20 protein-coding genes, 1 tRNA gene and 1 other RNA gene are annotated in these 24,820 nt (G+C 69.5%); 17 read left to right on the top strand and 5 right to left on the bottom strand.

Annotated features, from left to right (window positions below):
- The first annotated feature begins 15 nt into the window (after positions 1–15).
- The 4 genes from MRBLWO12_RS10445 (at position 16) to MRBLWO12_RS10430 (ending at position 4,020) form a co-directional block, all read left to right on the top strand.
- A complete protein-coding gene (locus MRBLWO12_RS10445) occupies positions 16–1,170 on the top strand; it encodes a cystathionine gamma-synthase (protein ID WP_363555204.1) in 1,155 nt (384 codons plus the stop codon).
- Positions 1,171–1,340: 170 nt separating this feature from the next.
- Positions 1,341–2,726 carry a multidrug effflux MFS transporter gene (locus MRBLWO12_RS10440; RefSeq protein WP_414685472.1) on the top strand — a complete coding sequence of 462 codons (1,386 nt, stop codon included), beginning with the start codon at positions 1,341–1,343 and terminating at the stop codon, positions 2,724–2,726.
- A 31-nt stretch (positions 2,727–2,757) separates the two neighbouring features.
- Positions 2,758–3,387, top strand: a complete 630-nt coding sequence (locus MRBLWO12_RS10435; RefSeq protein ID WP_363555202.1) for a phosphatase PAP2 family protein — start codon at positions 2,758–2,760, stop codon at positions 3,385–3,387.
- A 30-nt stretch (positions 3,388–3,417) separates the two neighbouring features.
- The gene (locus MRBLWO12_RS10430) at positions 3,418–4,020 is read left to right on the top strand and encodes a GNAT family N-acetyltransferase (protein ID WP_363555200.1); all 603 of its coding nucleotides are present in this window, start codon (positions 3,418–3,420) and stop codon (positions 4,018–4,020) included.
- A gap of 190 nt (positions 4,021–4,210) precedes the next feature.
- Here MRBLWO12_RS10430 and MRBLWO12_RS10425 read toward each other — a convergent pair.
- A tRNA-Ser gene (locus MRBLWO12_RS10425) sits at positions 4,211–4,298 on the bottom strand.
- An 81-nt stretch (positions 4,299–4,379) separates the two neighbouring features.
- Complete coding sequence (locus MRBLWO12_RS10420; protein ID WP_363555198.1) at positions 4,380–4,742, bottom strand: DUF4406 domain-containing protein; 363 nt, start codon at positions 4,740–4,742, stop codon at positions 4,380–4,382.
- 56 nt (positions 4,743–4,798) lie between these two features.
- Here MRBLWO12_RS10420 and MRBLWO12_RS10415 point away from each other — a divergent pair, with 56 nt between their 5' ends.
- Positions 4,799–5,542: a DeoR/GlpR family DNA-binding transcription regulator gene (locus MRBLWO12_RS10415; protein ID WP_363555196.1), complete on the top strand. Its 744-nt coding sequence runs from the start codon at positions 4,799–4,801 to the stop codon at positions 5,540–5,542.
- 9 nt (positions 5,543–5,551) lie between these two features.
- Positions 5,552–6,445, top strand: a complete 894-nt coding sequence (locus MRBLWO12_RS10410; protein ID WP_363555194.1) for a rhodanese-related sulfurtransferase — start codon at positions 5,552–5,554, stop codon at positions 6,443–6,445.
- 22 nt (positions 6,446–6,467) lie between these two features.
- On the opposite strand, the gene MRBLWO12_RS10405 is transcribed toward MRBLWO12_RS10410, so the two are convergent.
- Genes MRBLWO12_RS10405 through MRBLWO12_RS10395 form a run of 3 tightly spaced genes read right to left on the bottom strand, consistent with a single transcriptional unit; the run spans position 6,468 to position 10,900 of the window.
- A complete protein-coding gene (locus tag MRBLWO12_RS10405) occupies positions 6,468–8,735 on the bottom strand; it encodes a DUF3488 and transglutaminase-like domain-containing protein (RefSeq protein WP_363555192.1) in 2,268 nt (755 codons plus the stop codon).
- Positions 8,722–9,912: a DUF58 domain-containing protein gene (locus MRBLWO12_RS10400; protein WP_363555190.1), complete on the bottom strand. Its 1,191-nt coding sequence runs from the start codon at positions 9,910–9,912 to the stop codon at positions 8,722–8,724. Before MRBLWO12_RS10400 ends, MRBLWO12_RS10405 begins: the two co-directional genes overlap by 14 nt.
- Positions 9,913–9,922: 10 nt before the next feature.
- A complete protein-coding gene (locus MRBLWO12_RS10395; RefSeq protein WP_363555188.1) occupies positions 9,923–10,900 on the bottom strand; it encodes an AAA family ATPase in 978 nt (325 codons plus the stop codon).
- Positions 10,901–11,052: 152 nt separating this feature from the next.
- Between MRBLWO12_RS10395 and ffs the strand changes: the two genes are divergently transcribed.
- From ffs to MRBLWO12_RS10340, 11 genes are all read left to right on the top strand, one after another.
- Positions 11,053–11,149, top strand: an RNA gene (gene ffs, locus MRBLWO12_RS10390) — signal recognition particle sRNA small type.
- A 41-nt stretch (positions 11,150–11,190) separates the two neighbouring features.
- Positions 11,191–11,805: a rhomboid family intramembrane serine protease gene (locus MRBLWO12_RS10385; protein WP_363555186.1), complete on the top strand. Its 615-nt coding sequence runs from the start codon at positions 11,191–11,193 to the stop codon at positions 11,803–11,805.
- Positions 11,802–12,464 (top strand): hypothetical protein, encoded by a 663-nt coding sequence (locus MRBLWO12_RS10380; protein ID WP_363555184.1) that lies wholly within the window; start codon positions 11,802–11,804, stop codon positions 12,462–12,464. The genes MRBLWO12_RS10385 and MRBLWO12_RS10380 overlap by 4 nt, the downstream gene beginning before the upstream one ends.
- Before the next feature lie 38 nt (positions 12,465–12,502).
- On the top strand, positions 12,503–14,620 hold the full coding sequence (gene pta / locus MRBLWO12_RS10375) for a phosphate acetyltransferase (RefSeq protein ID WP_363555182.1): 2,118 nt from the start codon (positions 12,503–12,505) through the stop codon (positions 14,618–14,620).
- Positions 14,617–15,837: an acetate/propionate family kinase gene (locus tag MRBLWO12_RS10370; protein WP_363555180.1), complete on the top strand. Its 1,221-nt coding sequence runs from the start codon at positions 14,617–14,619 to the stop codon at positions 15,835–15,837. Before pta ends, MRBLWO12_RS10370 begins: the two co-directional genes overlap by 4 nt.
- A 104-nt stretch (positions 15,838–15,941) precedes the next feature.
- Entirely contained in the window at positions 15,942–16,700 is a 759-nt protein-coding gene (locus MRBLWO12_RS10365; RefSeq protein WP_363555178.1) for an HAD family hydrolase, read from the top strand.
- Positions 16,697–19,207, top strand: coding sequence for a glycoside hydrolase family 65 protein (locus tag MRBLWO12_RS10360; protein ID WP_363555176.1), 2,511 nt, complete (start codon positions 16,697–16,699; stop codon positions 19,205–19,207). The genes MRBLWO12_RS10365 and MRBLWO12_RS10360 overlap by 4 nt, the downstream gene beginning before the upstream one ends.
- A 53-nt stretch (positions 19,208–19,260) precedes the next feature.
- Positions 19,261–21,684, top strand: a complete 2,424-nt coding sequence (locus tag MRBLWO12_RS10355; protein WP_363555174.1) for a DNA polymerase III subunit gamma and tau — start codon at positions 19,261–19,263, stop codon at positions 21,682–21,684.
- Positions 21,684–22,277, top strand: coding sequence for a recombination mediator RecR (recR, locus tag MRBLWO12_RS10350; protein WP_141871047.1), 594 nt, complete (start codon positions 21,684–21,686; stop codon positions 22,275–22,277). The genes MRBLWO12_RS10355 and recR overlap by 1 nt, the downstream gene beginning before the upstream one ends.
- 34 nt (positions 22,278–22,311) lie before the next feature.
- The gene (locus MRBLWO12_RS10345) at positions 22,312–23,235 is read left to right on the top strand and encodes a DMT family transporter (RefSeq protein ID WP_363555171.1); all 924 of its coding nucleotides are present in this window, start codon (positions 22,312–22,314) and stop codon (positions 23,233–23,235) included.
- Between the two features lie 103 nt (positions 23,236–23,338).
- Complete coding sequence (locus MRBLWO12_RS10340; protein WP_363555169.1) at positions 23,339–24,619, top strand: aspartate kinase; 1,281 nt, start codon at positions 23,339–23,341, stop codon at positions 24,617–24,619.
- Positions 24,620–24,820: the final 201 nt, after the last annotated feature.

Here is a 24,820-nt window from a genome sequence, read left to right as displayed (position 1 = left end):
TCGTAGGCTGGGGGCATGTCCGAGCACGCTTTCGCCACCCGAGCCATCCACGCGGGCCAAGCCCCCGACCCGACGACCGGCGCGATCATCCCGCCGATCTACCAGGCCTCCACGCACGTGCAGGACGGCATCGGAGGGCTCCGCGAGGGGTACGAGTACAACCGCTCGGGAAACCCGACACGTTCCTCGCTCGAGACACAGCTGGCCGCCCTCGAGGGGGGTGCGAGCGCTCTCTCGTTCGCGTCGGGGTTGTCGGCCGAAGACGCACTGCTGCGGGGCATCCTGAAGCCAGGCGACCACGTGCTGCTCGGCAATGACGTCTACGGCGGCACCTACCGGCTGTTCACGAAGGTGTACGCCGCATGGGGCATCGAGACGACCACCGTCGAGCTCGGCGACCTCGACGAGATCCGCGCCGCGCTGCGCCCCGAGACGAAGATCATCTGGCTCGAGACGCCCAGCAACCCGCTGCTCAAGATCGTCGACATCGCGACCGTCGCCGAGGTCGCACACGCGGCCGGCGTCATCCTGGTCGTCGACAACACCTTCGCCTCGCCGGCGCTGCAGCAGCCGCTCGCCCTGGGTGCCGACTTGGTCGTGCACTCCACCACCAAGTACCTCGGCGGGCACTCCGACGTGCTCGGCGGCGCCGTCGTCTTCCGCGACGACCGCTTCTACGATCAGGTGAAGTTCCAGCAGTTCGCGGTGGGTGCCGTGTCGGCCCCGCTCGACGCCTGGCTCACCACCCGTGGCATCAAGACCCTGTCGGTGCGCATGCGCCAGCACTCCGAGAACGCGCAGGCGATCGCGGAGTGGGCGGCAGCGCGGCCGGAGTTCGCACAGGTCTTCTACCCGGGGCTCGCCTCGCACCCCGGACACGAGATCGCGGCATCGCAGATGAGTGGATTCGGCGGGATGCTCTCGCTCGGGCTCTCCGCCGGCGCGGATGCCGCCCGTGCGTTCGCGGAGTCCACGGAGCTGTTCCAGCTCGCGGAGTCACTCGGTGGCGTCGAGTCGCTCATCGGCTACCCGCCGGACATGACCCACGCCTCGGTGCGCGGCACCGAGCTCGCCGTGCCGGAGAACATCGTGAGGCTGTCGGTCGGCATCGAGGATGTCTCCGACCTGATCGCCGACCTCGAGCAGGGCCTCGCGCGCCTCTCCCGCTGAACGGGGGCGCACCGGCCCGCCGGTGGCGTGGTCGAGAAGACACTCGCGGGCGGGCCCCGCGGTGCTTTTTCGACCGCGCAACGGGGTGACGGATGCCGACGCGGCGGTAACATGGGTGCTTGCCCAGGTCGAATCGATTCGACCTCTCCTCCGATTCCGGAAGGACCTCCGTGTCCGACGCCCCCCGCACCGACTCCCTGCCGACGGTTCCCTCACCGGAGCGCGCGCCAACGGGCAGCATCCCGACCGCGACAGGGAGCATCCGCACGTCGACCGCGACGGGGGCCATCCGCACTCTCGGATCCAACCCGGCGACGGCGCCGATCATGCTGCACCCCGGCGACTCGATCCCGAACCGGCGTCGGGTGCTCTACATCCTGCTGCTCGGTGCGCTCACAGCGCTCGGACCGTTCACGATCGACCTCTACCTTCCCGCCTTCCCGGTGCTGGAGGAGGACTTCCAGACCACGGCGGCGGCGATCCAGCTCACCCTGACCGGAACGATGATCGGCTTCGCGATCGGTCAGCTCGTGGTCGGACCGCTCAGCGACAAGGTCGGACGCCGCATCCCGCTGATCGTCGTCACTGCGGTGCACGTACTCGCCAGCGTCGGGGCCGCGTTCGCGCCCTCGCTCGAGCTGCTCAGCGTCGCCCGTGTGCTCATGGGGATGGGTGCTGCCGCCGGAGGCGTCGTGGCGATGGCGATCGTGCGCGACCTGTTCGGCGGGCGACGGCTCGTGGTCATGCTGTCCCGCCTCGCGCTGGTGTCGGGGGTGGCGCCGGTCGTGGCGCCGCTGATCGGGTCGTGGCTGCTCACCCTCATGCCGTGGCGAGGGATCTTCGTGGTGCTCGCCGCGTACGGCGTGCTGATGCTGCTCTCGACGATCCTGTTCATCCCGGAGACGCTGCCGGTCGCCCGGCGACAGGAGCGCGGCGGATCGACGGTGCTGCAGCGCTACCGCTCCGTGCTCTCGGATCGGGTCTTCATCGGTGTGCTCATCATCGGAGGGATGACGTTCTCGGGACTGTTCTCCTACCTGTCGGCCTCGCCGTTCCTGTTCCAGCAGACGCACGGGCTGGACGCGCAGCAGTACGGTCTGCTGTTCGCCGTCAACTCGCTCGGCGTCGTGCTCGGCGTGCAGACGGCTTCGCGTCTGGCCGCACGCTTCGGCCCGCAGTGGGTCATGGCGTACTCGACCTCGGTGCTGCTCATCGCCGCCGTCGCGATCGTCGTCGCGGACCAGCTGGGCCTCGGACTGTGGGGCACGGTCGTGCCGCTGTTCGTGTTCATGACCGCGTGCGGATTCACGTTCCCGAACGTGCAGGTGCTGGCGCTCGACCGCCACGGCAAGGCGGCGGGAACCGCGGCCTCCGTCCTCGGTGCGACGAACTTCGGTGTCGCCGGGCTCATCTCGCCCGTGGTCGGCTGGATCTCGAAGGATGCCGGGATCACCGCCACCACCATGGCCTCGGTGATGGTCGGCTGCGCCGCGATCGGCATCCTGTCGCTCTGGTTGATCGTGCGCCCGCGCACCGTGGGGATGCTCACTCCCTGAGTCCACAGGCGTCGTCCGCCAGAATAGGACGATGAACAGATCGACGATGCTCTGGTGGGGCGCCGGTTTCCTGGCGCTGGCCACCGCCCTCGGTGCGGCCGTCGTCTTCGGTCTGACCGAGCCTCCGGGGTTCGACGTGTGGTGGAACACCACGATCGCCGCGAATCGCGCCGACTGGATGCTCGCGGTGGCCCACCTCACCAACGAGGTCGGCGGCGGATGGATCGCGATCTTCGTGGTGCCGCTGCTCGTGATCGTCGCGTTCCTGCTCGCCCGTCGCTGGCGCACCGCCGTGTTCGCCGCCATCTGCTTCGCCGCGAGCGCCGGAGCAGTGCAGCTGCTCAAGCAGCTCTTCGGTCGCGCGCGCCCCGAGGACATGCTGGTGATCAGCGACTTCGGGTCGTTCCCGTCAGGCCACACCGCCAATGCCGCGACGATCGCGCTGGTCCTCTGGCTGGTGTTCCCGCGCGTCTGGATCGCCATCGCCGGAGCACTCTGGATCCTCGTGATGGCGCTGTCGCGCACAGTGCTCTCGGTGCACTGGGCGACCGACACACTGGGCGGCGCGCTGGTCGGTGCGGGGGTCGTGCTCGTGCTCGGCGCGTGGCTGCTCCCGTGGGTGCTGCAGCGCCGGGAGACGGTCGAACCGGCGCTAGGCTGAGGGCTTCCGACCCCTGCCGAGGAGCCCGCTGTGTCACGCATCCGTCCGTACCGTCCCGCCGACCGTGACGCCCTGTACGAGGTGTGCGTGAAGACGGCGGATGCGGGGGGAGATGCGACCGGCATCTTCTCAGACGATCGTCTCTGGGGTGACCTCTTCGCCGTGCCCTATGCGCAGCGGCATCCGGATCTGGCCTGGGTGGTCGAGTCCGACGACGGGCGCGTGATCGGCTACATCGTCGCGACCGACGACACCGACGCGTTCGAGCAGTGGTTCCGCGACGAGTGGTGGCCGGCGTTCCACCAGCGCTTCCCGCAGCCTGCCGATCCGGCGTCGCGCGAGGAGAAGATGCTCGCGTACGCCTATGGTCGAGGTCCGGGCAAGGAGCCGAACGCAGGGGAGTACCCCGCGCACCTCCACATCGATCTGCTGCCCGAGACACAGGGGCAGGGCCTCGGGCGTCGCCTGATCGAGACGCTCTTCGCCGAGCTGACCCGCCGCGGCGTCTCCGGACTGCACCTCGGCATGGACCCGAACAACACCGGCGCTGCCGCGTTCTATGAGCGACTCGGCATGCAGCCGCTGCCGACGGCCCCAGGCGGACAGAGCTTCGGCGTGCGCTTCGCGGACTGAGGCTCTTCGGGGATGCTGCGGGTTCGGGGCGGTGTTCATAACTCCGCAGAAACCGTCTCGAATCGGGCGAAATCGGGACGCCAGGTCCGGAATCCGTCGATTGTTCCGGAGTTATGAACACCCGGCTGCGGTGACACGGCCAGACACACAGAAGAAGGGCCCCGCGTGAGCGGGGCCCTTCTTCTGTGTTTGGCGGTGACGGCGGGATTCGAACCCGCGGTTGCTTGCACAACACACGCTTTCCAAGCGTGCTCCTTCGGCCGCTCGGACACGTCACCAGGGAACAACCTGTTCATCTTATCCGATGGTTCGGGGGTCCCGTGACCGACTGCGGTCGCCGCCGCGCGGGAAGAGGCGCGTCAGGCGTTCGCCGCGGGGATCTCGTCGATCGAGAAGTACACGGGGAGACCGCGCTCGCGGGCGATGGCGACGTCGTTGTCCGCGCCGGCGGAGGCGCCGGGAAGCCGCAGAACGCCATCGCAGTGCTGCAGCAGTCGAGCGGCGACGTCGTACATCACGTCTCCTTCTGCGGCTTCGGCGGCGTCGAGACCGCGAAGCACGGGGAGAGCGACCCATTCGCCGATCATGGGGACGTGCCCGAGGCGGTGGATGGGTGCTGCCGCGGCCTCGAGTCGTTCGAGATTGCGGGCGATAGCGGCGGGGTCGCCGTCGGTTCCGGAGCGGTAGGGGCCGGCGATCAGGATCAAGAGTGGCTTCTGCATGTCAGAGACTGTAGCGTTAACCGTGCAAGAACGTGAAACAATCGGAAGAAGCATGAATGCTGGGTGCGCAGCGCAAGGATCATCTGCTCGAACTCCTCACGAGGGACGGCCGTGTGGTCGCGAAAGACGTCGCCGCTGACCTCGAGGTGTCGGAGGACTCCATCCGCCGGGATCTCCGGGAGCTGGCCGACGCGGGGCTCTGTGTGCGGGTGTACGGCGGGGCGCTCCCCGTGCCGCCCGCCGACGTGCCGGTCGCGCAGCGCGGCGCCGTCGCGACCGACAGCAAGGAGCGCGTGGCGAGGGCGGCCGTCGCACTGATCCGCCCGGGGTCGACGATCATCCTCGACGCGGGCACGACGACGCTCGCCATGGCGCGGATGCTGCCGGACGACCCCGCTCTCACCGTGATCACCCCGAGCCCCGCGGTGGCCGTTGCGGTCGCCGAGAGCTCCCCGGCGCGGGTGCTGATCGTCGGAGGAGAGCTGAGCAGACACTCGCTCGTCACCGGCGGGGCGCTGGCGCTGGAGGCGATCGGACGCCTCGGCGCGGACGCGTTCTTCCTGGGGGTCACCGGAATCCACCCGGACCACGGGCTCAGCACCGGTGTGCTCGACGACGCCGTGGTCAAGCGAGCGCTCGCCGCACGGAGCGCCGACGTGTACGTGCTCGGCAGCGCGGAGAAGATCGGCGCCGTGTCGCGATTCCCCGTCGTCGGGTTCGACGAGGTGTCCGGCATCATCACGGATCCCGAAGACGCATCGCCGCTTGCTCGGCAGTGGCGAGGGTTCTCCTCGACGTAGGATCCCTAGGTGGCAACACCCAAGATCGTCCTCTTCTACGCCTTCACCCCGCTCGCGGATCCGGAGGCCATTCGGCTCTGGCAGCGTGACCTCGGCGAAGCGCTCGGGCTGCGTGGGCGTCTCCTCATCTCGAAGGACGGCGTCAACGGCACCCTCGGCGGCGACCTGCCCGCGCTGAAGAAGTGGGCGAGGTCGTTCCGCTCCTACACGCCGTTCGCGGATGTCGACATCAAGTGGAGCGAAGGGACCGGTGTCGACGCCCACGGGCGGAGCCTGGACTTCCCCAAGCTCAGCGTCAAGGTGCGCGATGAGATCGTGTCGTTCGGTGCACCGGGCGAGCTCCGCGTCGATGAGCACGGAGTGGTCGGCGGGGGCACCAGGCTCAGCCCCGAGGACCTGCACGCGCTGATGGACGAGCGAGGCGACGACGTCGTGTTCTTCGACGGCCGCAACTCCCTGGAGGCGCAGATCGGACGGTTCCGCGGAGCTGTCGTGCCCGATACCGAGACGACACGTGATTTCGTGCGCCTGCTCGACTCCGGTGCGTACGACGACCTCAAGGGCAAGCCGGTGGTGACCTACTGTACCGGTGGCATCCGCTGCGAGGTGCTGTCGAGCCTGATGACCGCTCGAGGGTTCGGCGAGGTGTACCAACTGGAAGGCGGCATCGTCCGGTACGGCGAGAAGTACGGCGATGACGGCTATTGGGACGGGTCGCTCTACGTGTTCGACAAGCGCGGATCGGTCGATTTCTCCGACCATGCGGCGGTGATCGGAGAATGCGTCGGGTGCGGGACCGCAACCAAACGCACCGCGAACTGCCCCGATCTGAGCTGCCGCGTGCAGTCCGTCGTGTGCGAGAACTGCGACGCGGTGTACTGCGCGGAGCACGCCGGAGCCTGAAGGCGCGGCGCTCTGATCGCCGTCAGACCACCGTCGCTGCGTCGACGTCGCGCGTCGCGAACAGCGACCGCGGCACGAGCAGCGCCTTGGTCCTGGCGAACCGATCGCTGTGCGCGTGCATCGAACCCAGCACGCTGCGCAGCGGACCGGAGAGGTCTTCGGCGTCCGCTCCGGGGCGGGCGTAGTTCGCCTGCTCGACGGCCTCCGTCAGGGCGCGCATCTCCACGGGATCGACGCCGCACTCGCGCACCAGCGCCGATCCGCGCACGCGGGGGGTGTCGGCGTCCGACACCGGCAGACGGAGGTCGATCATGGTGTCGCGCAGTTCGGCCCAGGCCGCTCCCGCGTCGCCGCGGCGTGCGCGTCGCAGCCTCAGCCCGCGCTCGGTGCCTCGCACGAGGGCGGGGAGGAGCAGCAGCACGAGCGCGCCGACGACGGTCAGCACGACCGGGGTCGGGTCCAGGCGCCGCAACGTGCCGGTGGACGAGCTGTTGTCGCCGGCATCGGCGCGGTCGACCTCGGGGCCGGTCGTCTGCTCGGCCTGAGGCGCGGTCGTCGGCGCGGGCGTCGATGCGCCGCCCGTCCCCGTGCCTGCGGTCGCGGCGGCGGCGAAGGCGGTCGGAACGCCGAGCGAGGCGGTGGGCTCGAAGGGGATCCAGCCGACGCCGGGGAACAGCACCTCCGGCCACGAGTGCAGCTGATCGCTCTCCACCGAGAAGATCGACTCGTCGCCCCGCTTCTCGTCGGTGAGCGAGCCGGGAAGGTACCCGACCACGATCCGCGCCTGCATGTCGAGGCTCTGGGCCATCAGAGCGAATGCTCCGGCGAAGTGCACGCAGTACCCCGAACGCACATCGAGGAACCGGGCGACGGCGTCGGCACCCGTGCCGTCGAAGTCCTCTTCGACCGGGGTCTCCAGCGAGTAGATGAAGGAGCTGCGGAACCAGGTCTGCAGGGCCACGAGGCGGTCGTAGTCCGTCGTCTCGTCCTCGGTGACCTCTGCGGCGAGCTCGCCGATGACGGACGGCAGCTCGACCGGGTCCTCGTCGTCGTCGACCACGGGAGGGGCGGCATCGATCGCGCGGATCTGCTCGAGGGTCGGTGAGACGCGGGTGGATGCGACGGTGTAGTCATTGCCGACGGCATCGCCGTTGCGCGACACGAGCGTGCGGTTGTCCGGCATCACCCGCCAGGTGTCGGCGAGGCCCTGCACTCCGGTCGCAGGGTACGGGAGAGGCAGCCAGGAGCTCGACATCCGGAGCACACGGATCGAGGTCGTCGTGTCCTTCGTCACGATGTCCTCGCCCCACTCCGGCTCGCCGAAACCCTCGCTCTGCGCGTTCAGGTCTCCACGGTCGGGCTGCCACACCCGGCCGTTGAACTGCGACAGCGTGGTCAGACGCAGGTAGGGCGCGACATCGTTCTTCGTCGCGACCGTCAGCACCTCGACGGGGTTGGGCTGACGCAGGTCGTCGCCGAGGCGGAGGGAAGCGTCGACCGTGATGCCTGCTCCGGTGCCGGCGAGGCTCGCCGCGACGGGGAGTCCGGGGGCGATCACGATCGTCACCGCCAGCGCGGCGACCCCCACGCCCGCGGCGAGCGAGGTCGAGGATCGGCGTGGCGCGAGCGGATGGCGGCGTGCGGTGAAGCGCAGCAGCACGAGGGCGAAGATGCCGAGGAGGACGAACCAGACGACGTTCGTGTCGCCCAGCGTCACGATCATCGGCACGGCCCCGAGCACTCCGGTGAGCACGATCGCGAGGATCGCCGACCGGTGGGAGACGAGGTGGTCGAGCAGGATCGCGACCAGGGCGAAGCCCGCGCCGAGCACGGCGGCGAGTCCAGCGGTCGCCGCGAGAGGGGCCGATCCGTAGGCGATCTCCTCCCAGGCCGCCGCGGCGAGGGTGCGGAACACGGAGAACGTCGTGGAGGTCGGGATGATCCCGAGCGCGGCGGAGTCGCCGGCGACGAGCCGGATCAGGACTGCGACGGCGACCGCGATCTGCACGGCGAAGGTCGTCAGGTCGCGAATCCACTCGCTGCGCCGACGCATCCAGGTGCGCATGAGCGCCCCGGTGACGCCGACCATGATGATCACGGCCACGACGGTGAACGACCAGGCTCCCGGTTCGATGACCGACGTGTACGGCCACATCGCGACGAGCCCGGCCACCGCGGCGAGGACGGCCGGTACCAGCACCCCGTGCTCGTCCTCGTGCTCGCGATGCCAGGTGGGCGCGGGGCGTGCCGGTGCCGCGCGTCCGGTCCGGCCGTCCTCAGCGCGGAACATCGCCGACTCCGATCCGCGCGGGCAGGGCGTCTTCCCAGGCCTCCGCGACGTCGCCGCCGAGAGTCGTCACCGTCCAGCCGTGCTGCGCCGCCGCGGCACTCGCGCCCGCGAGCGGGTCCGTGCTGAACAGCAGCGCTGCTGCCGCGCCCGATGGGCGGAGCAGAGCGGCATCCTCCCCGTCGATGCGGCCGGTGATGTAGACGAGCGGTCCGGGCGGCGTGCCACCGATCAGCGTCGTCAGATCGCGGGACTCGCCGCGCGGCGAGACCATTGCCAAGGCGACCAGCAGCCCGTCGCGGTCGTCCTCGTGTCCGCGCAGCGTGCCGAGGGAGAGGCCGGCACTGTCGATCACGTCGACGCCGTAGCCCTCGTCGGCCAGGTGGATCGCCGACGAGGCGCAGAGGGAGACGGCCGCTTCGAAGGCGGCGTCCGCATCCTCGCCGGGGGTGCCCCAGCGGGCGCTGCTGCGATCCAGCACGACGAGCGCGTCCGGACTGGACTCCTCCTCCTCCTGACGCACCATCAACTGCCCGCGGTGAGCCGTGGCCCGCCAGTGGATGCGTCGCATCGAGTCGCCGGGGATGTAGCGCCGGGGCGAGAGGTTGTCACTGCCCTGCCCCAGACGGCTCGAGGACGTCTGGGCCGTTCCGCCCGCGGCGCCGACCTTCACGGAGAGCGGCGCGAGGGCGATGACCTCCGGCACGACCGTCACGGTGCGGTGCTCGCCGAACGCCTGCTCCCTCTGGGCAAGGCCGAAGGGGTCGACCGTGCGCAGCAGGAGCGGTCCGATCGGCCAGACGCCGCGCCGGATACCGGTGATCAGATAGCTGAGCTGGCCGGACTCCGGCGGATACTCGCCGCTGGAATCGCCGGACACCGCATCCGGCAGCACGTCGTGCCAGAGCCCGTGGGGGACGCGGATGGAGCGGAGGGCGAAGCGCAGAGTGACCCTGGACGTCTCGGAGACCGTCAGCAGGTCCGTCGAGACCTGTCGCGAGATCGTCCCGGTGCGCCGCGGCGCATGCACCACGATCAGCGAGAATCCCGTCACCAGGGCCAGGAGCACGCCGAGGTAGATGAGGATGGGCGCGCCCACCAGGTTCGCGACGATGATGCAGCCCAGTGCAGCCACCAGTGCACCCGCCCCGCGGATGGTCAGTGCTCGACGGCGTCCCATGGTCGCTCGATCAGGAACGGGTGGCGACGGGAACCCGCACGCGTTCGACGATCTGGGTCAGCGCTGCCTCGATCGGCTGCGCGCCGGCACGATGAGCTCCGCGCGCGGGCAGCAGACGATGCGCGAACACGGGGATCAGCAGGGCGGTCAGATCGTCGGGGATCACATAGTCGCGGCCGTCGAGAGCCGCCCACACCTTGGCGGCCCTGATGAGCTGCAGGGTGGCGCGTGGGCTCGCGCCCAGGTGGAGGTTGGGGTCCGAACGGGTGGCCTGGGCGAGAGCGACCGCGTACTCCTCGAGAGCGGGCGCGACGTGCACGGCGCGTCCCCAGGCGATGAGCTGCGCGATGGAGGTCGCGTCGGCGACGGGGGATACCGCGCTCAGAGGGTTCACGACATCGCGCTGCCGCAGCATGAGGGCCTCGGCGGCGGCATCCGGATATCCCATCGAGATACGCATCATGAAGCGGTCGCGCTGCGCTTCGGGGAGGGCGTACGTGCCCTCCATCTCCAGCGGGTTCTGGGTCGCGACGACCAGGAACGGGTCGGGGAGCGGATGCGTGGAGCCGTCGACCGTGACCTGGCCCTCCTCCATCGCCTCCAGGAGTGCGGACTGGGTCTTGGGTGAGGAGCGGTTGATCTCGTCGGCGATCACGATGTGCGCGAACACGGCGCCGCGCTTGAACTCGAACTCCCGGTCGACGGGGTTGTACACCGAGACGCCGGTGACATCGCCGGGGAGCAGATCGGGCGTGAACTGGATGCGACGCACGGTGGCGTCGACGCTGGCGGCGAGTGCGCGGGCGAGCATCGTCTTCCCGACACCGGGCACGTCTTCGATCAGCAGGTGGCCCTCGGCGAGGAGGCAGACCAGTGCGCTGCGAACGGCATCCGGTTTTCCGTCGATCACCTGGCCCACGGAGCCGAGGATCGCGGAGGTCTGCGCCGCGAACTGCTCGGCCGTGATCAGGGGGGAGTTGTCGGGCATGCGTTCCCTCTCGCGTGAGGCGCTTCTGTGCGCGTTACTCGATCGTAACCCGGTGAAGAGGGCGCTGCTCTGGCAGGTTGCCCTGAGGATGCATGTCGGCGGGGGAGGACGCCGGGTGTCGGAGCATCGGGCATCGTCGGGTTAGGATGGTTGACGGCTCTCCGCGTGGCGGCATCCAGGCCAATTCCCCCAGGGCGGAAACGCAGCAAGGGTAACCGGGCTCTGCTGGGTGCGCGGAGGGTCACTTTCTTTTTCAGCGTCCTCCGGGGCGGCACTGCGAGGATCGTGACGTGACCAGCCCCGCCGATTCCCCGCGCTCGACCACGCTGAGCCGTTTCGCCTCGCCGGTCGTCCTGCTCGCCCTGATGTGGATCATCCAACTGGCCGATGCGATCCTGCCGGGTTCGTTCTCCGGCTTCGGGTTGCGCTCCTGGGACCTCGCGGGTCTCGGCGGCATCGTCGCCGCACCGCTGCTGCACGCGAGCTGGGGTCACCTGTTGGCCAACTCCCTCCCGTTCCTCGTGCTCGGCTGCCTGGTCGCGGTGGAAGGCGCTCGCCGCTTCTGGACGGTCACCGCGGTCATCGCCGTCATCGGCGGTCTCGGCACCTGGGTGTTCAACGCCCCCGGTACCCTCACGGTCGGTGCTTCCGGTCTCGTGTTCGGGTACTTCGGCTACATCGTGATGCGGGTGTTCGCACCGGCGAAGGTCGCGCACCGCATCCTGTACGCCGTCGTCGCGCTGGTCGTGATCGTGCTGTACGGCGGAACCATGCTCGCCGGCGTCGTCGGTGTCAGCGAGGGCATCTCGTGGCAGGCGCACCTATTCGGCGCGGTCGGCGGAGGCGTTGCCGCACTGACCGGCCGTCGCACCGGCCAGGCGGCGCTCCGGGACCGCGCGGGATGAGCGCCCCGCGCGCGAAGAGCCGCGCGCGGCCGCGGAAGCGCGCGAAGAAGCGCAAGCCGGGGGCGCGCGCTCGCGCCGCGATCCGGCTGCGTCGGCGGCGGATGCTGCGCCGCATCCTCATCTCGACCGCCGTGGTCGCTGTGGTCGTGGGGGTCGCGGTGCTGGTCCCGTTGAGCATCGCGCACGATCCCGTCGTGGTGTGCGCCGACGACCCCGGCACCTTCCCCGAAGCGGGGATCGAGGGATGGCAGGGCGAGCAACTCCAGAACGCCGCGACGATCATGACCACGGCGTCTGCGCTGGGGCTCGGGCGCGACGGACAGATCCTGGGCGTCATGACCGCGATGGGCGAGAGCAGCCTGCGCAACATCGACTACGGCGACTGGGAGACCAGCGGATTCACCAACCCCGACGGCACGCGCACCAGCAGCATCGGGCTCTTCCAACAGCAGGACTGGTGGGGGAGCGTGGAGCAGCGGATGGACCCGGCGACCTCGGCCACCCTGTTCTTCACCCGACTGGTCCGGCTGCCCGACTGGCAGCAGATGGAGCCGTCGCACGCGATCCACCGGGTGCAGATCAACACCGACCGCGACTACTACTCCCGCTACGAGGCGGATGCCACTGCCGTGGTCGACGGGCTTTCCCACGGGTGCTGACCGGCGCGCCCTCCACGCGACCCGCCTAAGCTGAAGGGGTGGCGCGGAGCATCTACATCACCTCGGCCGAAGGTCATACCGGCAAGTCCACGATCGCGCTCGGAGTTCTCGATGCGCTGATGCGCGTCAGCCCCCGCGTCGGGGTCTTCCGCCCGATCGCCCGCTCGGTCGCCGAGCGCGACGAGATCCTCGAGCTGCTGCTCGCGCATGACGGGGTGCACCTCGACTACGAGGACTGCATCGGCGTCACCTACGACGATGTGCGCCACGATCCGGAAGCGGCGCTGTCGACGATCGTCTCGCGTTTCAAAGCCGTCGAGGCGCAGTGCGACGCTGTCGTGATCATCGGCAGCGACTACACGGATGTCGCGAGCCCTGCCGAGCTCGGGTTCAACTCCCGCATCGCCGCCAACCTCGGCGCCCCCGTGCTGCTCGTGCTCAGCGGTCGAGACCAGCAGCGTCAGGCCGAGCAGCTCGGTACCACCACGGCGCGCGTCGCCGGGGCTGTCGGTCAGATCGCGGCACTCGCCCTCGCCGAGCTCGACGCGGAGCGCGCAGAGCTGTTCGCGGTCATCGTGAACCGTGCCGACCCTGAGGCGCTGGACGACATCATCGCCGCGGTCCGGGGTATCCGTCCGCAGAAGGAGACCCCGGTGTGGGCGATCCCGGAGGACCGCACGCTGGTGGCCCCGTCGATCCGCGGCATCCTGTCGGCCGTGGATGGACGCCTGATCAAGGGAGACGCGGACCGGCTCGGGCGTGAGGCCCTGACGATCGTGGTGGCGGGAATGTCGATGGTGAACGTGCTGCCGCGGCTGACCGAGGAGGCGGTCGTGGTGATCCCCGCCGATCGCACCGAGGTGCTGCTCGCGACGCTTCTCGCCGATGCCTCCGGCACCTTCCCCCGCGTGGCCGGCATCATCCTGAACGGACCATTCCCTCTGCCGGAGCCGATCGTGCGGCTGCTCGACGGCTTCTCGTCGACGGTGCCGATCATCGCGACCGACCTCGGCACGTACGACACCGCCGTGCGGGTGATGGGCGCGCGCGGACGCATCTCCCCGGATTCGCGGGGCCGCTACGACCGCGCGCTCGGGCTCTTCCAGACCCACGTGGACTACACCTCGCTGACCACCCAGCTCGGGCTCGCGGAGTCGCGGGTCGTGACGCCGCTGATGTTCGAGTACGGTCTGATCGAGCGGGCGCGCGCCGATCGGCGGCGCATCGTGCTTCCCGAGGGCGATGACGACCGCATCCTGCGCGCCGCGGCCACCCTGATCGCCCGAGAGGTCGCGGATCTCACGATCCTCGGCGATGAGCGGGCCATCCGTGCCCGTGCGATCGAGCTGGGGATCGACATCTCCGGCGCCCAGGTCGTCAGCCCGCACGATCCGGAGCTCGTGCAGCGCTTCGCCGAGGAGTATGCCCGGCTGCGCGCCCACAAGGGCATCACGGTGTCCCAGGCGGCAGACACCGTGACCGATGTGTCGTACTTCGGCACCATGATGGTGCACCTCGGACTCGCGGACGGCATGGTCTCCGGGGCCGCGCACACCACCGCGCACACGATCCGGCCCTCGTTCGAGATCATCAAGACCAAGCCGGGCGTGAAGGTCGTCTCGAGCGTCTTCCTGATGGCGCTCGCCGATCGCGTGCTCGTCTACGGCGACTGCGCCGTGATCCCGGATCCAACCAGCGTGCAGCTCGCTGATATCGCGATCTCCTCTGCGGCCACCGCGCGCCAGTTCGGCATCGACCCGCGTGTGGCGATGCTGTCGTACTCGACCGGGGAGTCCGGTTCCGGCGCCGACGTCGACAAGGTGCGCGAGGCCACCGCCCTCGTGCGCGAGCGGGCGCCCGAGCTGCCGGTCGAAGGCCCGATCCAGTACGACGCGGCGGCGGACGCCGCGGTCGCGAAGGCGAAACTGCCCGACTCCGCAGTCGCAGGGCGCGCGACCGTGTTCGTGTTCCCCGACCTCAACACGGGGAACAACACCTACAAGGCCGTGCAGCGCTCGGCGGGTGCCGTGGCGATCGGCCCGGTGCTGCAGGGGCTGAACAAGCCGATCAACGACCTCTCCCGCGGAGCGCTGGTCGACGACATCGTGAACACCGTCGCGATCACCGCGATCCAGGCCCAGGGAGGGGCGGTATGAGCGCGATCCTGGTGATCAACAGCGGTTCCTCTTCGCTGAAGTACAGCCTGATCGACATCGAACGGGAGAACGAGCTGGCGAGCGGTCTCATCGAACGCATCGGTCAGTCCGTCAGCCCCGTCGCGCACACGGTGCGTCCGGAGACCGACCGGGATGCGGTCCCCACGATGCTCGACGCCACCTACAGCGACGAGCGCGAGATCGCCGACCATCACGCCGCCTTCGCCGTCATGCTCGAGCAGTTCGCCGAGCACGGTCCCTCACTGGCCACGCACCCGCCTGTCGCGGTCGGGCATCGCGTGGTGCACGGCGGAGCCCGGTTCTTCGCACCGACCCTGATCGACGCCGACGTGGAGCGCCAGATCGAAGAGCTCTCGGTCCTCGCGCCGCTGCACAACCCGGCGAACCTCTCCGGCATCCTCGCGGCGAAGGCCGTGTTCCGGGGAGTGCCGCACGTCGCGGTCTTCGACACCGCCTTTCACCAGACCCTTCCTCCGGCCGCCTACACGTATGCGATCGACAGTCAGCTGGCGAAGGATCACCGCGTGCGCCGGTACGGTTTCCACGGCACGAGCCACCAGTTCGTGAGCGAGGCGGCGGCCGCGCACCTGGGTCGAGACCTCGCCTCGCTACGTCAGATCGTGTTCCACCTCGGCAACGGTGCATCGGCCACCGCGATCGACGGCGGACGCTCCGTCGAGACCTCCATGGGGCTCACCCCGCTCGAGGGCCTCGTCATGGGCACGCGCTCCGGCGACCTCGACCCTGCCGCGCTCGTGCACCTCTCGCGCCGGGCCGGACTCTCGATCAACGACCTCGACGCGCTGCTCAACACCCGCAGCGGACTGCAGGGGCTCGCGGGGCGCAGCGACATGCGCGACATCCTCGCCGGCGTCGATGCGGGGGAGGAGGCGGCCACCCTCGCCTTCGACGTCTACGTGCACCGGCTGCGCGGCTACGCCGGTGCGTACATCGCCCAGCTCGGCGGAGTGGACGTCATCTCATTCACCGCCGGTGTCGGTGAGAACGCGGCGCGGGTACGGGCGGCGGCCATGGCGACACTGGGATTCGCCGGAGTCGAGATCGATCCGGCGCGCAACGAGGAGCGGGAACGCGGCATCCGTCGGATCAGCACGGATGCCTCTGCCGTGACCGTTCTGGTCGTGCCGACGAACGAGGAGCTGCAGATCGCCAGGCAGACCTCGGAGCTCCTCTGAACAACCGCTCATCCGAGGGGTTACCCCCGACGGCACTCGGCAACTACGCTGGCACAGTGGCACGGAGAGGTGCCGACCTTTCGCCCCTTCTCCTGGAGGCTCCTGTGCCCGAAGCCCTTCCCGATCTGCTCGCCGCGGATGGCGTGCTGTTCGACCTCGACGGCGTGCTCACCCCGACCGCCGAGGTGCACATGCGCGCCTGGAAGGTCGTGTTCGATCAGGTGTTCGCGCAGTGGGGGATCACGCCCGCCTACTCGGATGCCGACTACTACGACTACGTCGATGGCAAGAAGCGCTACGACGGCGTCGCCAGCCTGCTGCACAGCCGCAACGTCGAGGTGCCGTGGGGTGATGTCGACGATGCGCCGGAGGCCGAGACGATCTGCGGCATCGGCAACCGCAAGAACGCCGCGTTCGCCGCCTCGCTGCGTGCGGAGGGCATCGCCCCGTACCCGGGCTCGCTCGCCGTCGTGCAGGGGCTGCACGACGCCGGAGTGCCGCTCGGAGTGGTGTCGAGCTCGAAGAACGCCGAAGAGGTGCTGGCCGCCGCCGGCCTCCGCTCCTACTTCCGAGTGGTCGTCGACGGTGTCGTCGCCGAGCGCGATGACCTCGCCTCGAAGCCCGCTGCCGACATGTTCCGCGCCGGCGCGGAGAACCTCGGTGTCGACCCTGCGCGCAGCATCGCGGTGGAGGACGCCACCTCGGGCGTGGCCTCCGCTGCCGCGGCCGGGTTCGCCGACGTCATCGGTGTCGACCGTGGCTCCGGTGCCGACGCACTGCGCGCATCCGGCGCGACGGTCGTCGTCGACGATCTCTCCCGTTTCCTCCCGCTCAACCCGAACCTCACCACGGAGACCGCATGATCGACCGCGACCGCTTCCCCGTCGACCCGTGGCGTCTCGTCGAGACGCGCTATTCGGAGGAGGGCGTCGGCGAGACGCTGTTCTCCGTCGGCAACGGCTACCTCGGCCTGCGCGGCAACCACATCGAAGGACGAGGCGCGCACGAGCACGGCACGTTCATCAACGGACTGCACGAGACCTGGCCGATCCGCCACGCGGAGCAGGCATACGGCTTCGCCGAGGTCGGCCAGACCATCGTCAACGCGCCGGATGCGAAGGTCATGCGCGTCTACGTGGACGACGAGCCGATCTCGTTCGACGTCGCCGATGTGCGCGAGTACCGCCGCACGCTCGACATGCGCACGGGTGTGCTCGAGCGCATCGTGGTCTGGGAGACGCCGTCTGGCAAGCGCGTGCGCATCCGCGACGAGCGCATCGTGAGCTTCCAGGAGCGCCACCTCGCGGTGCTCCGCCTGGAGGTCGTCGTCGAGAACTCCGACGCCCCCGTCACGATCAGCTGCCAGCTGCTGAACCGTCAGGACGGCGCCGGGGTCTACGCCGGCACGCCGGCCGCGGCCAAGAAGCCGGCCGGATTCGACCCGCGCAAGGCCGAGAAGATTGCCGACAGGGTGCTCGAGCCGGCCGAGCACTGGCAGGACGGACTGCGCTCAGCGCTGTCGTACCAGGTCGCCGATTCCGGGATGACGGTCGCCGTCGTGGCCGATCACATCATCGAGACCGAGAACGAGTACAACGCTCGCACGCTGATCGAAGCCGACATCGCCAAGAACGTGTTCCGGGTGCAGGCGAAGGCCGGGGTCCCGATCCACGTCACGAAGCTCGTGAGCTATCACACCTCGCGTGGTGTGCCGCCGCGTGAGCTCGTCGACCGCTGCCGCCGGTCGCTGGACCGCGTGATCGTCGAGGGTGTCCAGACGCAGTTCCAGCGTCAGCAGGAGTGGCTGGCCGCGTTCTGGGAGCGCAGCGACGTGCAGATCGGCGGTCGCGACGACCTGCAGCAGGCCACACGCTGGTGCCTGTTCCAGCTCGCCCAGGCCTCGGCGCGCGCTGACGGCACCGGTGTGCCCGCGAAGGGCGTCTCCGGCTCGGGCTACAGCGGCCACTACTTCTGGGACACCGAGATCTACGTGCTCCCGTTCCTCACGTACACGTCGCCGCAGTGGGCGCGCAACGCCCTGCGCGCCCGCGTGCACATGTTGCCGGCCGCGCGCCGTCGCGCCGCGCAGCTCAACGAGGCCGGCGCCCTGTTCCCGTGGCGCACGATCAACGGCGAGGAGGCCTCGGCCTACTACGCCGCCGGCACCGCGCAGTACCACATCAACGCCGACGTCAGCTTCGCGCTGGGCAAGTACGTGCGTGCCACGGGCGACGAGGAGTTCCTGCGCAGGGAAGGCGCGGATGTCGCGGTCGAGACCGCGCGCCTGTGGGCGACGCTGGGCTTCTGGCGCAGCTCGCGCCTGGTCGAGGAGGTCGGTGCGGATGACGGCATCCAGACCTTCCACATCCACGGCGTGACCGGCCCGGACGAGTACACGACGGTGGTGAACGACAACCTCTACACGAACGTCATGGCGCGCTACAACCTGCGCTACGCCAGCCGTATCGTGCGCGAGATCGCCGAGAGCTACCCCGAGGACTATGCCCTGCTGGTCGAACGCACGGGGCTCGGCGAGGGCGAAGCCGACGCATGGGAGCGCGCGGCCGAGGCCATGTTTATCCCCTACAGCGAAGCCCTCGGAATCCACCCGCAGGACTCGCTCTTCCTCGAGCGCGAGGTCTGGGACCTGGCGCACACGCCCGATTCGCAGCGCCCGCTGCTGTTGCACTTCCACCCCCTCGTGATCTACCGCTTCCAGGTCTTGAAGCAGGCGGATGTCGTGCTCGCGCTGTTCCTGCAGGGCAACCATTTCTCGCCAGAGGAGAAGCGCGCGGACTTCGACTACTACGATCCGCTGACCACGGGCGACTCGACGCTGTCTGCCGTGGTGCAGTCGATCCTCGCGGCCGAGGTCGGCTACCAGGACCTCGCTCTGGAGTACTTCTCGCAGTCTCTGTTCGTCGACCTGCACGACCTGCACCACAACGCGGCGGATGGCGTGCACGTGGCATCGGCCGGTGGCGTGTGGACGGCGCTGGTGTGCGGCTTCGGCGGCATGCGCGACTACGCAGGGGAGCTCAGCTTCGATCCGCGGCTCCCCGCCGGATGGCCGTCGCTGTCGTACCCGCTGCAGTGGCAGGGGTCCGCTGTGCAGGTGACGATCACCAAGGACGAGCTGCGGGTGCAGGTGCGCTCCGGCGATCCGGTGCCGTTCACGGTGCGCGGCGAGGCGTACATCGCCACCGCCGACGCCGAGGTCGTCGTGCCGCTCGCTGACCAGGGACCGCTGATCCCCGGACGCCCGACCCTGCGGCAGTTCGCAGACGCCCGTCGCGAGGACGGCACCCGCCTGTCGGCGTCCGTCCCCGTGATCACGACCGCGATCCCGGTGATCGAGCCCATCGACTGAGAGGTGAACGTCGGAGCCCGCCGAACGTCCGTGGCACGCCGTAGGCTGTTGAGGTGACCACAGCCCTCTACCGCCGCTACCGCCCCGAGACGTTCGGCGAGATGATCGGGCAGTCCCAGGTGACCGATCCACTGATGACGGCCCTGCGCGGTGACCGCGTCGGTCATGCCTATCTGTTCTCCGGGCCGCGCGGCTGCGGCAAGACGACCTCCGCCCGTATCCTCGCGCGCTGCCTGAACTGCGCGGAAGGGCCGACCGACGTGCCGTGCGGGACCTGCCCGAGCTGCGTGGAGCTCTCTCGCGCGGGCGGTGGATCGCTCGACGTGGTCGAGATCGACGCTGCCAGCCACAACGGTGTCGACGACGCCCGCGACCTGCGCGAGCGCGCGACCTTCGCCCCGAGCCGCGACCGGTACAAGATCTTCATCCTCGACGAGGCGCACATGGTCACCCCGCAGGGGTTCAACGCGCTGCTCAAGCTCGTCGAAGAACCGCCGGAGCACGTGAAGTTCATCTTCGCGACCACCGAGCCCGAGAAGGTCCTGGGCACCATCCGCTCGCGCACACACCACTACCCGTTCCGGCTCGTGCCGCCTGCGGCGATGCTTGAGTACGTCGAGAAGCTCTGCACCGAAGAGGGCGTGCTCGTGGAGCAGGGTGTGCTGCCGCTCGTCGTCCGTGCCGGTGGCGGCTCGCCGCGTGACACGCTGTCGCTGCTCGACCAGCTGATCGCCGGTTCCGACGCCCCCGCCGATTCGCCCACGGTCACTGTGGGCTACGCGCGCGCCGTTGCTCTGCTCGGCTACACCCACGGCGCCCTGCTCGACGAGATCGTCGACGCGCTGGCGGCCGCAGATGCGGCTGCCGCGTTCCCCGCGATCGATCGTGTGGTGCAGACCGGTCAGGATCCGCGTCGCTTCGTCGACGATCTGCTCGAGCGTCTGCGCGACCTCATCGTGATCGCCGCCGTCGGAAGCGGTGCATCTGCCGTGCTCCGCGGCATCGCCGACGACGAGCTCGAGCGCATGCGCGGTCAGGCGCAGGGGTTCGGTGCCGCGCGCCTGTCGCGCACCGCCGACGTCGTCAGTGCCGCGCTCGACGACATGTCGGGTGCGACCTCGCCGCGCCTGCACCTCGAGCTCATGGTCGCGCGCGTTCTCGCCGCGGCGTCTGCGGATGCCTCGGCTCCGGCGGTGGCCTCGGCGCCTGCGGCCGCTCCGGCCGCACGCACCACGGCAGCAGGCCTCCCGCAGGCGCAGTCTGCCCCGCCGGCTGCTGTGGCTCAGGCGACGCACGCTCCGTCCCCGGCGGCTCCGGCGGCTCAGCCCACGGATGCACCGGTATCGACGCCGGCGGCTCCCACACCGGCGGCTCCCGCGGTTGATGAGGCACCGGTCGTCGCCCCGGCGGCTGCCGAGGTCGAAGCAGCCGCACCGGTTCCGGAGCCTGTCGCCGCGCCGACCGGTCCGGTCACCTTCGCTCGCATCACGGCGGTCTGGCCTGCGGTGCTCGCGCGGCTCGAGACCATCAGCCGCACGTCGTGGCTGGTCGTCACCACCGTGCAGCCGTTGGCCTATGACACCGATACCGAGGTGCTCACGCTCGGGTTCGCCAGCCAGCACGATGTCGGCAAGTTCAAGGGCACCACGCCCGGCGCCGGCACCTCCGATCACCTGCGTACCGCGATCGAGCAGGAGCTCGGCGTGCGCGTGAAGTACCTGCCGGCACCGTTGCCCGCTGCGGGGTCGTCGGGGGCTCCGGCAGGATCCTCGGCACCGCCGAACGGTGCGGCTCCGAACAACGCTGCGACTCCGAAGAACTTAGCCGCGTCGAAGGACTCAGCCCCATCTAGGGACTCGGCCGCGTCGAAGGACTCAGCCGCGCCGGCCGCGAAGTCGTCAGCTCCCGCTCCCTCTCGTCCGCAGTCGCACGGCTCCTCCGCGCCTGCGGTCACCGAGTGGGCGGTCGCGCCGATCCCCGCGGGCGAACCAGGAGGAGCGCCGCTCAGTGCCCCCCAGGCGCCGCTGCCGGTCGACGAAGAGCCCGAAGAGGTCGAAGCGGAAGCATCCGCACCGACGCCCCCTGTCGACGGTGGTGTCGACAGAGGGGAGCCGCCCCTTCCCGGCGACGACGACGTACCGTACTTCGACGATGAGCCGCCGTACGATCCCTCGTACGAGCCGGCGCCGTCACAGGGCCAGGGGGCTTCGACGCGAGGCGCATCGTCCGCGCCGCTCCCGTCCGCCCGGGGTCCTGTCCAGAACTCCGCGCAGAACCCTGCGCAGACAGTTGCCCAGAGCGCCGCTCCACGGACGGTCGCGCCGCCGGCGCCCCGTTCCGCACCCACTCCGACCGTCACTGAGCGCGCCCCCACCGTGGGCGGAGTGCAGCGCTACGGTGAGGCCGTGATCCGCCAGGTGCTCGGCGCGACGTTCGTGCGCGAAGAGCCCTATGAGCCCCCGACGAGGTTCGCCTGATGTACGACGGCATCGTTCAGGAACTGATCGACGAGTTCGGTCGTCTTCCGGGCATCGGCCCGAAGTCCGCACAGCGGATCGCGTTCCACATCCTGCAGACACCGACCTTCGATGTCGCGCGCCTGTCGGAGCTGCTCCGCGACATCCGCGATCGCGTGAAGTTCTGCGACGTGTGCGGCAACGTGTCCGAGCAGGATCGCTGCGCCATCTGCCGTGACCCGCGACGCAACCAGACGCTGATCTGCGTCGTGGAAGATGCCAAGGACGTCTCGGCGATCGAGCGCACCCGGGAGTTCCGCGGGCTGTATCACGTGCTCGGCGGGGCGATCAGCCCGATCGCCGGCGTCGGACCCGACGACCTGCGCATCACCCAGCTGATGACGCGCCTCGCCGACGGCACGGTGCAGGAGGTCATCCTCGCCACGAACCCGAACCTCGAGGGCGAAGCGACGGCCAGCTACCTGAGCCGTCTGCTCACGACCATGCAGATCACGGTCTCGCGTCTCGCATCCGGTCTTCCGGTGGGAGGCGATCTGGAATACGCCGACGAGGTCACTCTGGGGCGCGCCTTCGAAGGCCGGCGCGTCCTGTGACCAGCGTCGTCGCGTCTCAGCGCGCGGTGACTCGGTGAACGCCGGCGGTGGGTTCTCCCGCCGAGGATGGCTGCTGTTCGGAGCGATGGCCCTGCTGTGGGGCGTGCCCTACCTGTTCATCAGCATCGCGGTCGAGTCGATCTCGCCCGCGGCCATCGTCGCGGGCCGCACCCTCATCGCGGCACTGCTGCTCTTGCCGTTCGCCATCCGCAGCGGCGCTCTGCGCGCCGCGTGGAAGCACTGGCCCTGGGTGCTGGCCTTCGGCGCCGTCGAGATGGCGGGACCGTTCCTGTTGCTCGGACATGCCGAGATGACGCTTCCGTCCGGCATGACCGGACTGCTCGTCGCCACGGTTCCGCTGTTCGCCGCGCTGATCGCGCTCGGCGGCGGGGATCGCGGGGTGCTCAAGCCGTCACGGGCGATCGGGCTGATCGTCGGCTTCCTGGGGGTCGCGATCGTGGTCGCCGGTCCCGGACTGTTCGGCGGAGAGATGAGCCTGCTCGCGGCCGGTGAGGTGTTGCTCGTCGCGGTCCTCTACGCGATCGCGCCGTTCATCGTCGCACGCAAGCTCGGCGATGTGCCGTCGCTGGGCACCATCACCCTCTCGTTGCTGATGATCGGCGTGTTCTATCTGCCCATCGGTGCGTTGACCCAGCACGAGGTCCCGACGCTGCCGTCGATCTTCGCGCTGCTGGCACTCGCGGTCATCTGCACCGCTGTGGCCTTCCTGGCGTTCTTCGCGCTGATCCGCGAGGTCGGACCGGTGCGTGCTCCGCTGTTCACCTATGTCAATCCGGTCGTGGCGATCCTGCTCGGAGCCCTCGTCCTCGCCGAGCCGCTCACGCCGGGGTTGCTCGTCGGTTTCCCCCTCATCATCGCCGGCTGTTGGTTCGCCGCCACGGGTGGCAGGCTGCGTCCGCCACCGCCGGTCTCCGTCCCGCTGCCACCCGCCCCGTAGGCGGAGCCGAGTGATCGCGCCCGTCGTCACATGCGCACCGGGGCATATGGGCCGATCGTAGAATGAGCGTGGGCGGATCCGCCCGACATCCCAGGGAGTGATCGTGGCCCTCATCGTGCAGAAGTACGGCGGCTCGTCCGTCGCCAACGCAGAGAGCATCAAGCGCGTCGCCAAGCGCATCGTCGACACGCGCCGTGCCGGCCACGACGTGGTCGTCGCCGTCAGCGCGATGGGCGACACGACGGATGAGCTTCTCGACCTCGCGAACGAGGTCGCGCCCATCCCGGCACCGCGCGAACTCGACATGCTGCTCTCCAGCGGTGAGCGCATCTCGATGGCGCTGCTGGCCATGGCCATCCACTCCATGGGTTTCGAGGCGCGCTCGTTCACCGGCAGCCAGGCCGGCATGATCACGGACTCGCAGCACGGCGCCGCGCGCATCGTCGATGTGACGCCGGTGCGTCTGCGGGAGGCTCTCGACGAAGGTGCGATCGTCATCGTCGCCGGTTTCCAGGGCTTCAACCGCGACACCCGCGACATCACCACGCTCGGACGCGGCGGCTCCGATACGACGGCCGTGGCTCTCGCTGCAGCGCTCGACGCGGACGTCTGCGAGATCTACAGCGACGTCGACGGCATCTTCACGGCTGACCCCCGCGTGATCCCGCGGGCGCAGAAGCTCGACCACATCTCGAGCGAGGAGATGCTGGAGCTCGCCGCCAACGGCGCGAAGGTGCTCTACATCCGCGCTGTCGAATACGCACGCCGTCATGGCGTCCTCATTCACGCCCGGTCGACGTTCTCGTCGTCCGAGGGTACGTACGTTCTGGGCGAGGGCATGAAGAACCCGCGCGAAGCCGAGGGAGCAGACATGGAAGAACCGATCGTCGCGGGCGTCGCCACCGACTTCAGCCAGGCCAAGATCACCGTCGCCGGTGTGCCCGACGTTCCGGGCAAGGCCGCCGAGATCTTCAAGATCGTCGCCAAGTCCGGCGCCAACGTCGACATGATCGTGCAGAACGTGTCGGCCACCGGCCGCACGGACATCTCCTTCACGGTGCCGAAGGCCGACGCGGCCGCCGCGCTCAAGGCGCTCGCAGGGGAGCAGACCGAGGTCGGTTTCCAGAACCTCGTTCACGACGACCAGATCGGCAAGCTCTCGGTGGTCGGCGCAGGCATGCGAACGCACTCCGGTGTCTCGGCCGTGCTGTTCGAGGCCCTCTCGGCCGGGGGTATCAACATCGAGATGATCTCGACGTCCGAGATCCGCATCTCGGTCGTGCTGCGTGGCGACGATCTCGCCGAGGCCGCACGCACCGTGCACACCGCCTACGGTCTCGACGGCGAGTTCGACGCCACGATCCACGCCGGCACCGGACGCTGACCGCCTCCACCTCCATCACGGAGGTAGGCGAACGAGGCGGGGGAGGAGCATCCCCGCCACATCGACCTACGCCGGAGTATTCTCCTGCACTGAATCCGCCGTCCCGCGGGTCACGATAGACTCGCCGGAACCCTGACATCGGCGCCAGGCGCAGCATCCGCATCCCGACGCCGCGCCTTCCGCCTCGTACGCAGCACCGCA

It is taken from the genome of Microbacterium sp. LWO12-1.2 (assembly GCF_040675875.1).
In the GTDB taxonomy this organism is placed as follows: domain Bacteria; phylum Actinomycetota; class Actinomycetes; order Actinomycetales; family Microbacteriaceae; genus Microbacterium.
Note: the sequence above shows the minus strand (reverse complement) of the source record. Positions and strands in the feature narration are given on the sequence as shown.

Coding starts and splice junctions, on each gene's coding strand:
- MRBLWO12_RS10415 (WP_363555196.1), top strand. CDS start 4,799: ATGCTGGGTGCGCAGCGCAAGGATCATCTGCTCGAACTCCTCACGAGG.
- MRBLWO12_RS10380 (WP_363555184.1), top strand. CDS start 11,802: ATGAGCGCCCCGCGCGCGAAGAGCCGCGCGCGGCCGCGGAAGCGCGCG.
- MRBLWO12_RS10405 (WP_363555192.1), bottom strand. CDS start 8,735: ATGTTCCGCGCTGAGGACGGCCGGACCGGACGCGCGGCACCGGCACGC.
- MRBLWO12_RS10360 (WP_363555176.1), top strand. CDS start 16,697: ATGATCGACCGCGACCGCTTCCCCGTCGACCCGTGGCGTCTCGTCGAG.
- MRBLWO12_RS10370 (WP_363555180.1), top strand. CDS start 14,617: ATGAGCGCGATCCTGGTGATCAACAGCGGTTCCTCTTCGCTGAAGTAC.
- MRBLWO12_RS10400 (WP_363555190.1), bottom strand. CDS start 9,912: ATGGGACGCCGTCGAGCACTGACCATCCGCGGGGCGGGTGCACTGGTG.
- MRBLWO12_RS10445 (WP_363555204.1), top strand. CDS start 16: ATGTCCGAGCACGCTTTCGCCACCCGAGCCATCCACGCGGGCCAAGCC.
- recR (WP_141871047.1), top strand. CDS start 21,684: ATGTACGACGGCATCGTTCAGGAACTGATCGACGAGTTCGGTCGTCTT.
- MRBLWO12_RS10420 (WP_363555198.1), bottom strand. CDS start 4,742: ATGCAGAAGCCACTCTTGATCCTGATCGCCGGCCCCTACCGCTCCGGA.
- MRBLWO12_RS10435 (WP_363555202.1), top strand. CDS start 2,758: ATGAACAGATCGACGATGCTCTGGTGGGGCGCCGGTTTCCTGGCGCTG.
- MRBLWO12_RS10395 (WP_363555188.1), bottom strand. CDS start 10,900: ATGCCCGACAACTCCCCCCTGATCACGGCCGAGCAGTTCGCGGCGCAG.